The 13,268-nt window shown below is 63.8% G+C and carries 8 protein-coding genes; 6 read left to right on the top strand and 2 right to left on the bottom strand.

Annotation, left to right across the window (positions count from 1 at the left end; genetic code table 11):
- The first annotated feature begins 236 nt into the window (after window positions 1-236).
- Window positions 237-2,039 carry an acyl-CoA dehydrogenase gene (locus tag I9018_RS02520; RefSeq protein ID WP_241108660.1) on the top strand — a complete coding sequence of 601 codons (1,803 nt, stop codon included), beginning with the start codon at window positions 237-239 and terminating at the stop codon, window positions 2,037-2,039.
- Window positions 2,040-2,129: 90 nt separating this feature from the next.
- Here the strand turns inward: I9018_RS02520 and I9018_RS02515 are convergent, their stop codons facing one another.
- A complete protein-coding gene (locus I9018_RS02515) occupies window positions 2,130-2,432 on the bottom strand; it encodes a cell division protein ZapA (RefSeq protein WP_068581499.1) in 303 nt (100 codons plus the stop codon).
- Complete coding sequence (locus I9018_RS02510) at window positions 2,429-2,659, bottom strand: hypothetical protein (RefSeq protein WP_068581496.1); 231 nt, start codon at window positions 2,657-2,659, stop codon at window positions 2,429-2,431. Before I9018_RS02510 ends, I9018_RS02515 begins: the two co-directional genes overlap by 4 nt.
- A gap of 310 nt (window positions 2,660-2,969) precedes the next feature.
- Here I9018_RS02510 and I9018_RS02505 point away from each other — a divergent pair, with 310 nt between their 5' ends.
- The 5 genes from I9018_RS02505 to selO all read left to right on the top strand — a co-directional run bounded on the left by I9018_RS02505 (window position 2,970) and on the right by selO (window position 13,268).
- Entirely contained in the window at window positions 2,970-4,595 is a 1,626-nt protein-coding gene (locus I9018_RS02505) for a methyl-accepting chemotaxis protein (protein ID WP_241108659.1), read from the top strand.
- Window positions 4,596-4,806: 211 nt separating this feature from the next.
- Window positions 4,807-6,432 (top strand): methyl-accepting chemotaxis protein, encoded by a 1,626-nt coding sequence (locus tag I9018_RS02500; RefSeq protein ID WP_124345583.1) that lies wholly within the window; start codon window positions 4,807-4,809, stop codon window positions 6,430-6,432.
- 165 nt (window positions 6,433-6,597) lie between these two features.
- Complete coding sequence (locus tag I9018_RS02495; RefSeq protein ID WP_068578618.1) at window positions 6,598-8,340, top strand: potassium/proton antiporter; 1,743 nt, start codon at window positions 6,598-6,600, stop codon at window positions 8,338-8,340.
- Window positions 8,341-8,408: 68 nt separating this feature from the next.
- Window positions 8,409-11,735, top strand: a complete 3,327-nt coding sequence (mscK, locus tag I9018_RS02490) for a mechanosensitive channel MscK (protein ID WP_241108658.1) — start codon at window positions 8,409-8,411, stop codon at window positions 11,733-11,735.
- 69 nt (window positions 11,736-11,804) lie between these two features.
- Window positions 11,805-13,268, top strand: coding sequence for a protein adenylyltransferase SelO (gene selO / locus I9018_RS02485; RefSeq protein ID WP_241108657.1), 1,464 nt, complete (start codon window positions 11,805-11,807; stop codon window positions 13,266-13,268).

Below are 13,268 nucleotides of genomic sequence, written 5' to 3'. Positions count from 1 at the left end.
GCTACAAGCGGCAAGCGGCAAGCAGGGGCAACGGCCTTTGCTTGCCGTTTTTGCTTCTGGCTCTGGCTTGCAGCTTTCAACTTGCGGCTTGCGGCTTGCGGCTTGCGGCTTGCGGCTTGCGGCTTGCAGCTTGCAGTTTGGTTTCTCCTGCTTCATCACGCCTATCAATCTTCCTATCCCGCCTTCATTCACGCGTCTAGACTCGGCCCATCTCCTCAATCAACAGGTAGGCCGCCATGTCCGAGACCTTGCTCAGTTCCCGCAATCTGGCTTTTGAACTGTATGAGGTGCTCGACGCCGAGGGCCTGGCCCAGCGCGAACGGTTTGCCGAGCATAACCGCGAGACCTTCGATGCCGCCCTGGGCACCGCCCGCAGCATCGCCGAGAAGTATTTCGCCCCGCACAACCGCAAGGGCGACGAGCATGAACCGCGCTATGAAAACGGCCAGGCGGTACTGATCCCCGAGGTGAAGCCCGCGGTGGACGCCTTCCTCGAGGCCGGGTTCCTCAACGCCACCCGCGACTTCGAGGCCGGTGGCATGCAGTTACCAACCCTGTTGTCCCAGGCCTGTTTCGCTCATTTCCAGGCTGCCAACGTCGGCAGCTCTGCCTATCCGTTCCTGACCATGGGTGCCGCCAACCTGATCGAGAGTTTCGGCAGCGAGGAGCAGAAACAGCGCTTCCTGCAACCGATGATCGACGGTCGCTTCTTCGGCACCATGGCCCTGACCGAGCCCCACGCCGGCTCCTCGCTGTCGGATATCCGTACCCGCGCCGAACCCGCCGGCGACGGCAGCTATCGGATCAAGGGCAACAAGATCTTCATCTCCGGCGGCGACCACTCGCTGGCACAGAACATCGTGCACATGGTGCTGGCCAAGCTGCCGGACGCGCCGCCCGGAGTGAAGGGTATCTCGCTGTTCGTCGTGCCCAAGTTCCTGGTCAACGCCGACGGCTCCCTGGGTCAGCGCAACGACGTGCTGCTGGCCGGCCTGTTCCACAAGATGGGCTATCGCGGCACGACCTCCACCGCATTGAACTTCGGCGATAACGGCGAGTGTGTCGGCTATCTGGTGGGCAAACCCCATGCGGGTCTGTCCTATATGTTCCAGATGATGAACGAGGCACGCATCGGCGTCGGCATGGGCGCGGTGATGCTCGGCTATGCCGGCTACCTGTACTCCCTGGAGTACGCTCGCGAACGCCCTCAAGGGCGCCTGCCGGATGGCAAGGACCCGACCTCGCCCCAGGTCGCGATCATCGAGCATGCCGACGTGCGCCGGATGCTGCTGACCCAGAAGGCCTATGTCGAAGGTGCCTTCGACCTGGGCCTGTATGCAGCCAGGCTGTTCGACGACACCACCACCCTTGAGGATGCGACTGGGCGCCAGCAAGCCCATGAGCTGCTGGACCTGCTGACCCCGATCGTCAAGTCCTGGCCTTCGGAGTTCTGCCTCAAGGCCAACGAACTGGCGATCCAGATCCTCGGCGGCCATGGCTACACCCGCGAGTATCCGGTGGAACAGTACTACCGTGACAATCGCCTGAACCCGATCCATGAGGGCACCCATGGCATCCAGTCCCTGGATCTTCTGGGACGCAAGCTGGCACAAAATGGCGGCGCCGGGCTCAAGCGCCTGATCCGCCTGATGGCCGAGACTGGCGCACGCGCCCAGGCCCATGCCTCCCTGGATGCCCTACGCGTACCCCTGGAGCAGTTGGTGGCGCGCCTGCAAACCGTGACCCTGAGCCTGCTGGAGGACCTGGTCAGCGGCAAGGTCACCACGACCCTGGCCAACTCGGCGCTGTACCTCAAGGCATTTGGCCACGCAGTCATTGGCTGGCGCTGGCTGGAACAGGCGATCCGCGCCGAGGAAGGACTGGCCCGGGGCGAAGCGGCAGATCGCGATTTCTACCGGGGCAAGTTGCAAGCCGCACGCTACTTCCTCACCTGGGAAGTGCCGGGCTGTCAGCATGAACTGACATTGCTGGAGACCAGGGACGATACCTGCCTGGCAATGCGCGACGAGTGGTTCTGAAGCTCGCCAGCCCGAGGACCGGCAGGCCGGGGCCGTCCCGTCACATCCGTTGCAGCAACCTGCCTGCGCGGGTGACGGGACACAGCGCCATCAGTTCTGCTGGATGGTCTTGGCGATCACTTCGACCGTCGCGCTGACCTGCTCCTGGTAGCGCTCCAGCTCTTCGTCGTGACGCTTGCGCATCTCGATCTGCTGCGAGCACAGGTTCATCGCCGCCAGCACCAGCAGGCGCTCGCCGATCAGGGTCGGGAACTTCTTCTTGGTATCGGCCAGGGTGGCCTGGAGCATCTGCACCGCATCCATCAGGATCTGCTCCTGTCCGGCCGGCGCCTTGAGTGAATAATCCTCGCCGAGGATTTTGACCACCCTCACCCCATCGCTGTGATGTCTCATGGGTTGGCCGGGCTCGCAGTGACGCGCTCAACCAGGGCCTGGATGCGGGCAGCGGTGGCACCGTGCTTTTCTTCCTGCTCCATCAGGTTCAGCTGCAGGCTTTCGTTCTCATCCTTGGCCTGGGCCAGTTGTGCCTTGAGGGCTTCGTTCGTACCGAGCAGCTCCTGGTTCTGTACCACCAGGTCACTGACCAGCTGTTCCAATTGGCTGAGGGATGCTTCCAACATTTTGATCTTCCGGGCTTTTTGCAAAGGGCGCGTACGATAAAGAAAAGTCACCCTGGATGCCAGGGATATCCGGGCGCAAAGCCTTGATTTTGCTGGCGATGACCCTTCCACAAGAGCTGCTAGAGACTGCCATTTCGCCCCGGGGTTCCAAACGTCCTGTCGGACACCGGGAGTTTTCTAGAACCGTCCGACAAATGATCGGAAATTTCCTAAACCCCTTTTGGCGATTCAAGAAGCATTTTCTCGATGCGATAGCCCAGGTGCTGCACCACCCATACAGCGCGAATCGCGCCCACTACAGGTATGAACAATGTCCCTGCGCACCCTGAATATCGCCCCGCGAGCCTTCCTCGGATTTGCCCTGATCGGCTGCCTGATGCTGTTTCTCGGGACCTTTGCCCTGATCCAGATGGGCAAGATCCACGCGGCTACCGAACGGATCACCCAAGACACCCTGCCCAGCATCAAGAGTGTCGATGACTTCACCCAACTGAGCCTGCGCCTGCGGGTCCATGCCTACCGCCTGCTGGTCAACCGTGACCCCGTGGCGCAGCAGCGAACCCTGGATGCCATGGCCGAGCGCAACCGCAAGATCGACGAGGCGCGCCCGGGCTACGAGGCACTGATCAGCATGGCCGAGGAGCGCGCGGCCTATGACCAGTACATCGACATGCTGACCCAGCACCGCCAGCTGGAAAGCCGCTTGATCGAGCTGTCGCGCAGCAACCAGCTCGACACCATGCAAGAGCTGCTCAATACCCAACTGATGGACAACGCCGAGAAAATCAACGCCACCCTCAACCGGCTGGTGCAAATCAACACCCGCTACGCCACCGAGGCGGCCGAGGAAGCAGCGCAGTTGTACCGCGATGCGTCGAACCTGGTGATGGCCCTGCTCGCGCTGGCCACCGCCCTGACCTTGCTGTTCGCCTGGCTGCTGACCCGCAGCATCACCCTACCGATCGCCAAGGCCCTGGACGCCGCCGAGGAAATCGCCGAGGGCAACCTGACCCGGCCGATCCACGTCGATGGCAGCGACGAAGCCGGGCGCTTGCTGCGGGCCATGGCCAAGATGCAGGAAAACCTGCGCGATACCCTGCAACGCATCTCCGGCTCTGCCACCCAGCTGGCCTCCGCCGCTGAAGAACTCAACAGCGTCACCGAGGAAAGTGCCCGCGGCCTGACCCAGCAGAACAACGAGATCGAGCAGGCCGCCACCGCGGTCAACGAAATGACCAGCGCCGTGGAAGAAGTCGCGCGCAATGCCGTCAGCACCTCCGAGGCTTCCAGGGAGGCCACCACCTCGGCCGGCGACGGCCGCGACCTGGTGCAGGAAACCGTATCGGCCATCGAACGCATGAGCGCCGACGTCCAGAGCACCGCCGGGCTGATCGGTGACCTGGCCAATGAATCCCGGGACATCGGCAAGGTTCTCGACGTGATCCGTGGCCTGGCCGACCAGACCAACCTGCTGGCCCTCAACGCTGCCATCGAGGCGGCCCGGGCCGGTGAAGCCGGGCGTGGTTTTGCCGTGGTCGCCGACGAAGTCCGCGCCCTGGCCCACCGCACCCAGCAGTCCACCAGCGAAATCGAACGCATGATCGGCAGCATCCAGAACGGCACCGAACAGGCCGTGGACTCCATGCGCAACAGTACCGAGCGCGCCGAATCGACCTTGAACATCGCCCGGGGTGCCGGCCTGTCCCTGGACACCATCAACAGCGCGATCATCCAGATCAACGAGCGCAACCTGGTGATCGCCAGCGCCGCCGAAGAGCAGGCTCAGGTAGCCCGCGAAGTGGACCGCAACCTGGTGAACATCAGTGACCTGTCGGTGCAGTCGGCCACCGGCGCCCACCAGACCAGCGCCGCCAGCAACGAACTGTCGCGCCTGGCCGTGGACCTCAACAGCATGGTCGCCCGCTTCCGCCTCTGAGGGGACTCCAGACAGGCAGAAGCCCCGCCAGCCAGCTCCGCCCTGCGAATTTCACGGGCGGAGCTGCAAACGCCGGCCAGCGCGCAACCTGCCAGGGCAATGGATGCCAGGTTAAATCCACGGCAAGACTCAAGACTTTAGTCGTACGACCGATAAGTCACGGTAGATCAGTCTCAAGCCCCGCACGGATGCGCCCTTCCTGGTACCTATCATGTCCCTTCGTAATATGAATATCGCTCCGCGGGCCTTCCTCGGTTTTGCCATGATCGGCGGCTTGATGCTGATCCTCGGGGTTTTCGCCCTGAACCAGATGAGCAAGATCCGTGGCGCCGCCGAAGACATCACCCTGAGCAGCGTGCCGAGCATCCAGAGCCTCGACGAGTTCACCCAGCTGACCCTGCGCCTGCGGGTGCTGTCCTATCGCCTGCTGGTGAACCGCGAGCCGGATGTCCAGCAAAAGACCATGGAGCTGCTGGATATGCGCAACCAGCAGATCCGCACGGCCCAGGCCACCTATGAAAAGCTCATCACCGGCCCGGCGGAAAAAGCCGCCTATGACCAGTACGTCCAGCTGCTGGGCCAGTACCGGCAGATCGAAGAGCGGATGAAGAGCCTGTCGCGCAACAACCAGGTGGATGAGTTGCGCAACCTGCTCAACTCCGAGTTGCTGAACAACTCAGAGGCGATCAACGCCGTGCTCAACCGCCTGATGGAGATCAACACCCAGCAGACAGTGGACACCAACCGCCAGGCCGCCGAGCAGTATTCGGCCGCGTTCAAGCTGGTGGTGGTCCTGCTGCTCCTGGCCACTGGCCTGACCTTGCTGTTCGCCTGGCTGCTGACCCGCAGCATCACCCAGCCGATCGCCAAGGCCCTGGAAGCCGCCGAGGAGATCGCCGAGGGCAACCTGACCCGCCCGGTCCAGGCCGACGGTAGCGACGAAGCCGGCCGCTTGCTGCGGGCCATGGCCAAGATGCAGGAAAACCTGCGCGATACCCTGCAACGCATCTCCGGCTCTGCCACCCAGCTGGCCTCCGCCGCTGAAGAACTCAACAGCGTCACCGAGGAAAGTGCCCGCGGCCTGACCCAGCAGAACAACGAGATCGAGCAGGCCGCCACCGCGGTCAACGAAATGACCAGCGCCGTGGAAGAAGTCGCGCGCAATGCCGTCAGCACCTCCGAGGCTTCCAGGGAGGCCACCACCTCGGCCGGCGACGGCCGCGACCTGGTGCAGGAAACCGTATCGGCCATCGAACGCATGAGCGCCGACGTCCAGAGCACCGCCGGGCTGATCGGTGACCTGGCCAATGAATCCCGGGACATCGGCAAGGTTCTCGACGTGATCCGTGGCCTGGCCGACCAGACCAACCTGCTGGCCCTCAACGCTGCCATCGAGGCGGCCCGGGCCGGTGAAGCCGGGCGTGGTTTTGCCGTGGTCGCCGACGAAGTCCGCGCCCTGGCCCACCGCACCCAGCAGTCCACCAGCGAAATCGAACGCATGATCGGCAGCATCCAGAACGGCACCGAACAGGCCGTGGACTCCATGCGCAACAGTACCGAGCGCGCCGAATCGACCTTGAACATCGCCCGGGGTGCCGGCCTGTCCCTGGACACCATCAACAGCGCGATCATCCAGATCAACGAGCGCAACCTGGTGATCGCCAGCGCCGCCGAAGAGCAGGCTCAGGTAGCCCGCGAAGTGGACCGCAACCTGGTGAACATCCGCGACTTGTCGGTGCAGTCGGCCACCGGCGCCAACCAGACCAGTGCGGCCAGCAACGAACTGTCGCGCCTGGCCGTGGACCTCAACAGCATGGTGGCCCGCTTCAGCCTCTGAGGGGCCTTCCAGACAGGCAAAAGCCCCGGCGGATACCGTCTGCCGGGGCGCCCGCCGCCGCCATGAAAAGCCTTTGACAGCGGCACATTTCAACAGGTTAGAATCGCTGGCACGCAGACTGCATGGCCAGTTGGCGCCCGCCTTTTCCGCTCTGGAGTACAGCCTTTGAATGCAACGACCATCAACAGCCTGTTCTTGATCGGCGCGTTGCTGGTAGGTGCGAGCATTCTGGTCAGTTCCCTCTCTTCCCGCCTGGGCATCCCGATCCTGGTGATCATCCTGGCCGTGGGCATGACTGCCGGTGTCGATGGCGGCGGAATCATCTTCGACAACTACCCGACCGCCTACCTGGTGGGCAACCTGGCCCTGGCAGTGATCCTGCTGGACGGTGGCCTGCGCACCCGGGTCGCGAGCTTTCGCGTGGCGCTCTGGCCGGCGCTGTCACTGGCCACGGTGGGAGTGCTGATCACCACCGGGCTCACGGGCATGGCCGCGGCCTGGCTGTTCGACTTGAACCTGATCCAGGGCTTGCTGATCGGTGCCATCGTCGGCTCCACCGACGCCGCGGCGGTGTTCTCGCTGCTGGGGGGCAAGGGTCTCAACGAACGGGTGACCGCCAGCCTGGAGATCGAGTCCGGCAGCAACGATCCAATGGCCGTGTTTCTCACCGTGACCCTGATCGACATGCTGGCCAACGGTCATACCGGACTGCACTTGAGCTTGCTCGGGGAGCTGATCCGCGAGTTCGGCATCGGTGCGGTGATCGGCCTCGGCGGTGGCTGGCTGATGCTGCAACTGGTCAACCGCATCCACCTGGCCAACGGCCTGTATCCGATCCTGGTAATCGCCGGCGGCCTGGTGGTCTTTGCCCTGACCAATGCCCTGCACGGCAGCGGCTTCCTCGCGGTGTACCTGTGCGGCCTGGTGATCGGCAACCGCCCGGTGCGCAGCCGCCACGGCATCCTGCACATGCTCGACGGCATGGCCTGGCTGGCGCAGATCGGCATGTTCCTGGTGCTCGGGCTGCTGGTCACGCCTCACGACCTGTTGCCCATCGCCCTGCCGGCCCTGGGCCTGGCCCTGTGGATGATCCTGTTCGCCCGGCCGCTGTCGGTGCTGGTGGGGCTGCTGCCGTTCAGGGCTTTCCATGGCCGGGAAAAAGCCTTTATCTCGTGGGTCGGGCTGCGTGGCGCGGTACCGATCATTCTCGCGGTATTCCCGCTGATGGCCGGCCTGCCCAACGCCCAGCTGTACTTCAACCTGGCATTCTTCATCGTGCTGATCTCGCTGCTGCTGCAAGGCACCAGCCTGCCGTGGGTGGCCAAGTGGCTGAAGGTCACGGTCCCACCGGAGCCGGCACCGATTTCCCGGGCCGCCCTGGAGGTCCACGTCACCAGCGAGTGGGAGCTGTTCGTCTACCGCCTGGGGGCGGAAAAATGGTGCATCGGCGCCGCCCTGCGCGAACTGAAAATGCCCGAGGGCACGCGGATCGCCGCCCTGTTTCGCGGCCAGCAACTGCTCCATCCGTCGGGTAGTACGGTACTGGAAGCCGACGACCTGCTGTGCGTGATCGGCCATGAACACAACCTCCCGGCCCTGGGCAAGCTGTTCAGCCAGGCCCCGGAACGCGGTCTGGACCTGCGCTTCTTCGGCGACTTCGTCCTCGAAGGCGACGCCCAGCTGGGCGCGGTCTCGGCGCTCTACGGCCTCAAGCTCGACGGCCAGGACGCCGACATGCCACTGGCCGCCTTCATCGCCCAGAAAGTCGGCGGTGCGCCGGTGGTCGGTGACCAGGTGGAGTGGAACAACACCACCTGGACCGTCGCGGTGATGGACGGGAACAAGATCGGCAAAGTCGGCGTCAGATTCCCCGAAGGAAGTCGACCCGGCCCCGGACTCTTCCTCTAAACTCGGAAACGCGTCAGATTTTTACCGACGCATTCCCCCATTCCTACTTGCTTGCTCGACCGACCTCTATGCCGACCCTGCGTAAAATTTTCGCGATTGCCCTGCTGGGCCTGAGTCTCTCCGTCGGCGCCGCACAGGGCGGCGAGCCGCCCAGCGCCGAGGCGGTCCAGCAAAGCCTGGACAAGATCGCCGAGCGCAAGCTTTCCGAGGCCGATCAGAAGGCCCTGCAGACGCTCCTGCAGAACACCCTGAATCAGTTGGCTAACCAGCAGGACTACGAGCAGCGCCTGCCGGAACTCAAGCAACAGTTGGCCAGCGCTCCGCGCCAGACCCTGGAAAACCAGCGCGAGCTGGAGCGCCTCAAGGCCAGCAAGGTGGTGCCGGTAACCCAACGCTATGCCGCGCTGAGCGTGACACAGCTGGAGCAACTGCTGGCCGAGCGCACCACCGCCCAGGGTGAACTGCAAAAAGCCCTGGCCCAGGCCAACAGCCTGACCATCAGTGCCCAGACTCGCCCCGAACGGGCCCAGGCCGAGATCAGTAACGGCCAGACGCGGATCCTGCAGATCAACACCATCCTCAAGGCCGGCAAGGACAACGGCAAGCTGCTGAGCAACGACCAGCGCAACCTGCTCAATGCCGAACTGGCGGCGATCAATGCCTTGATCCCGCTGCGTCGCCAAGAGCTGGCAGGCAACAGCCAACTGCAGGACCTGGGCAGCAGCCAGCACGACCTGCTGGTGGAAAAGATCGCGCGCCTGGAGCAGGAAACCCAGGATCTGCAGACCCTGATCAACCAGAAGCGCCTGGCCCAGTCCCAGGAGACGGTCACCCAGCAGTCCATCGAAGCGCAGAAAGCCGGCGGTAGCAGCCTGCTGGCCACCGAGAGCGCCTTCAATCTCGAAGCCTCCGACTACTTGCTGCACTTCACCGACCAACTCAACGAACAGACCCAGCGCAACCTGCAGACCAAGCAGCAACTGGACAACGTGACCCAGGTCGCCGCGGCGCTGGACGAGCAGATCAGCGTGCTCAAGGGCAGCCTGTTGCTGTCCAAGATCCTCTACAAGCAGAAACAGGCCCTGCCCCGGCTGAAAGTCGACCGCGACCTGGCGAACAATATCGCCGATATCCGCCTCTACCAGTTTGAGGTCAGCCAGCAGCGCGAGCAGCTCAGTAGCCCCACCGCCTACGTCGACAACCTGCTCAAGAACCAGCCGCCCGAGCAAGTCACCCCGCAGTTGCGCAAGACCTTGCTGGAACTGGCCAATACCCGGGTCGACCTGCTGGACCGCCTGAACCGCGAATTGAGCGCGCTGCTCAACGAATCCATTACCCTGCAGTTGAACCAGAAGCAGTTGCTCAGCACCACCCAGACCTTGCGCTCGACCCTCGACGAGCAGATGTTCTGGATCCCCAGCAACAAGCCACTGGACACCACATGGCTGCGCCAGGTGCCCGATCGCTTGCAGTATCAGGTCAACAACTTGCCCTGGGCCTCGAGCTTCAGCGAGCTGATCGACGCACTGGTGCAACAGCCCTTGCTGTTCCTGCCCTTGCTGCTGTTGATCGGCGCCCTGTTGTGGCGGCGCAAGAGCCTGTATGCGCGCCTGAGCAAGGTGCACAAGGATATCGGCCACTTCAAACGTGACAGCCAGTGGCACACGCCCCTGGCGATCCTGGTCAACGTCCTGCTGGCGATGCCCCTGGCCCTGGGCCTGGCGCTGTGCGGCTACGCCCTGCAGATCGACGCCCGGGGACAGAACGCCACCCTCGGCGCCGCACTGCTGCAGATCGCCCAGGCCTGGCTGGTGTTCTACACCGCCTACCGGATCCTCGCTCCCGGTGGTGTGGCCGAGTTGCATTTCCGCTGGGAAAAACCCCAGGTGGAATTCCTGCGTGGCTGGATCCGTCGCCTGGGCCTGGTGGTCCTGGCCCTGGTGGCGGTGGTCACGGTGGCCGAGTTGCAACCCGCGGCCCTGGCCGAAGATGTATTGGGCATCGCCGTGGTGCTGACCTGCTATGCCCTGATGGCCTGGTTGCTCAGCCGCCTGCTGCTGAGCAGCCCGACCCATGAAAACGCCTCGCTGTTCCGCAAGGCTGTCGGCGTGCTGTTCACCTTGCTGCCGATCGCCTTGTTCATTGCCGTGTGCTTCGGCTTCTACTACACCGCGCTGAAGCTCAGCGATCGCCTGATCAACACCCTGTACCTTTTGATGCTGTGGCTGGTGGTCGAGGCCACCTTCGTCCGTGGCCTGGCCGTCGCGGCGCGGCGCCTGGCCTACCAGCGCGCCTTGAGCAAGCGCCAGGCAGCCAAGGAGGCCGGGGAAAACGGCGAGGCGGTGGTCGAAGAACCGACCATGGACATCGAGAAGGTCAACGAACAGTCCCTGCGCCTGATTCGCCTGGCCCTGCTGGGTGGCTTCATGGTCGCCCTGTACTGGGTCTGGGCCGACCTGATCTCGGTGTTCTCCTACCTCGACCGGGTGACCCTCTACGAGTACACCAGCGGCACCGGTGCCAACATGAGCATGGTGCCCATCAGCATCGGCGACTTGATCGGCGCGCTGATCATCGTCGGCATCACCTTCGCCCTGGCGCGCAACCTGCCGGGCCTGTTGGAAGTGCTGGTGTTGTCCAAGCTGAACCTGGCCCAGGGCAGCGCGTACGCCACCACCACCTTGCTCTCCTATGCCATCGCCGGGATCGGTTTCGTCACCACCCTGTCGACCCTCGGGGTCAGCTGGGACAAGCTGCAATGGCTGGTGGCCGCGCTATCGGTAGGCCTGGGTTTCGGCATGCAGGCGATCTTCGCCAACTTCATCTCCGGCATCATCATCCTGTTCGAGCGACCGGTACGGATCGGCGACACCATCACCATCGGCAACCTGTCGGGCACAGTGAGCCGGATCCGCATCCGCGCCACCACCATCACCGATTTCGACCGCAAGGACATCATCGTCCCGAACCAGACCTTCATCACCGGGCAACTGGTCAACTGGTCGCTGACCGACACCATCACCCGCGTGACCTTGAAGCTGGGCGTGGACTACGGCTCGGACCTGGACCTGGTCAAGGAACTGCTGCTCAAGGCCGCCCGGGAGAACCCACGGGTGCTCAAGGAGCCGGAGCCCCAGGTGTACTTCCTCAGTTTCGGCGAGAGCACCCTGGACCACGAACTGCGCATGCACGTGCGCGAACTGGGCGACCGCAACCCGGTGATCGACGAGGTCAACCGCTTCATCAGCCGCGAGTTCAAGAAGCAGCACATCAACATCTCGTTCCGGCAGATGGAGGTCTATCTCAAGAATCTCCAAGGCCAGGAGTACAAGATGGTGCCCATCGGCCCGGAGAAGCCCCAAGACCCACCAGCGCCGGAAAAGCCAGCACCCTAACGCCCGGCGAACTCGACGCGAACGGCTTTGCCCAGCAGAATACTCGGACATTCTGCTGGGAGATGGCCGTTGAAAGCCCTCGACGAACTGACATTCGACAATCGTTTCGCCCGCCTGGGCGACGCCTTCTCGACCCATGTGCTGCCCGAGCCCCTGGACAACCCGCGCCTGGTGGTGGCCAGCCCGGCAGCCATGGCCCTGCTGGACCTGGACCCCGCCGTCGCCGAAAGCCCGGTGTTCGCCGAGCTGTTCGGCGGACACAAGCTGTGGGCCGAGGCCGAACCTCGGGCGATGGTCTATTCCGGGCACCAGTTCGGCTCCTACAACCCCCAGCTGGGAGATGGTCGCGGCTTGCTGCTAGGGGAAGTACGCAACGATGCCGGCCAATACTGGGACCTGCACCTGAAGGGTGCCGGCCAGACGCCCTACTCGCGCATGGGCGACGGGCGCGCGGTGCTGCGCTCCTCGATCCGCGAGTTCCTCGCCTCCGAGGCCCTGCATGCCCTGGGCATTCCCAGTAGCCGGGCGCTGTGCGTCATCGGCTCGGACACCCCGGTGTGGCGCGAGAAGCAAGAGCGCGGCGCCATGGTCCTGCGCCTGGCGCCCAGTCATATCCGCTTCGGGCATTTCGAATATTTCTACTACACGCGCAAGTCCGAACAGCACACCCAGCTGGCCGAACACGTGCTGGCGCAATATTTCCCCGAATGCCGCGAACACCCCCAGCCCTACCTGGCGATGTTTCGCGAGGTCGTCGAGCGCAATGCCGAGCTGATCGCCAAATGGCAGGCCTATGGCTTCTGCCACGGCGTGATGAACACCGACAACATGTCGATCCTGGGCATCACCTTCGACTTCGGCCCCTTCGCCTTCCTCGACGACTTCGACGCCCACTTCATCTGCAACCACTCCGATGACCAGGGTCGCTACTCCTTCAGCAACCAGGTGCCCATCGGCCAATGGAACCTCAGCGCCCTGGCCCAGGCCCTGACCCCATTGATTGCGGTTGACGACCTGCGTGAAACGCTGGGCCTGTTCCTGCCGTTGTACCAGGCCCACTACCTGGACCTGATGCGCCGGCGCCTGGGCCTGACCCAAGCCGAGGACGCCGACCAGCAACTGGTGGAACGGCTGCTGCAACTGATGCAGGGCAGCGCCGTGGACTACAGCCTGTTCTTCCGCCGCCTGGGGGACACAGAGTCGGAGTTGGCCGTGGCGCAGTTGCGTGACGACTTCGTCGATCTCAAGGGCTTCGATGCCTGGGCCGAGTCGTACGTGGCGCGGGTAGCCCGCGATCCGCAGCAGGGCCAGGAACAGCGCCGGGTGCGCATGCACGCGGTCAATCCGCTGTATGTCTTGCGCAACTACCTGGCGCAACAGGCCATCGAAGCCGCGGAATCGGGCGACTACAGCGAAGTGCGGCGCCTGCACCAGGTACTGAGCCGACCGTTCGAAGCACAGCCCGGCATGGACAACTACGCCAAGCGGCCGCCGGACTGGGGCAAGCACCTGGAGATCAGCTGTTCGTCCTGA

Source organism: Pseudomonas sp. MPFS, from assembly GCF_022537035.1.
In the GTDB taxonomy this organism is placed as follows: Bacteria; Pseudomonadota; Gammaproteobacteria; order Pseudomonadales; family Pseudomonadaceae; genus Aquipseudomonas; species Aquipseudomonas sessilinigenes.
This window is presented reverse-complemented; position numbering and strand designations above follow the sequence as displayed.

What these genes read in the sequence shown, in the direction of transcription:
- mscK (WP_241108658.1), top strand. Translation starts at nt 8,409, where the DNA reads ATGCCGACCCTGCGTAAAATTTTCGCGATTGCCCTGCTGGGCCTGAGT.
- I9018_RS02500 (WP_124345583.1), top strand. Translation starts at nt 4,807, where the DNA reads ATGTCCCTTCGTAATATGAATATCGCTCCGCGGGCCTTCCTCGGTTTT.
- I9018_RS02510 (WP_068581496.1), bottom strand. Translation starts at nt 2,659, where the DNA reads ATGTTGGAAGCATCCCTCAGCCAATTGGAACAGCTGGTCAGTGACCTG.
- I9018_RS02520 (WP_241108660.1), top strand. Translation starts at nt 237, where the DNA reads ATGTCCGAGACCTTGCTCAGTTCCCGCAATCTGGCTTTTGAACTGTAT.
- I9018_RS02515 (WP_068581499.1), bottom strand. Translation starts at nt 2,432, where the DNA reads ATGAGACATCACAGCGATGGGGTGAGGGTGGTCAAAATCCTCGGCGAG.
- I9018_RS02505 (WP_241108659.1), top strand. Translation starts at nt 2,970, where the DNA reads ATGTCCCTGCGCACCCTGAATATCGCCCCGCGAGCCTTCCTCGGATTT.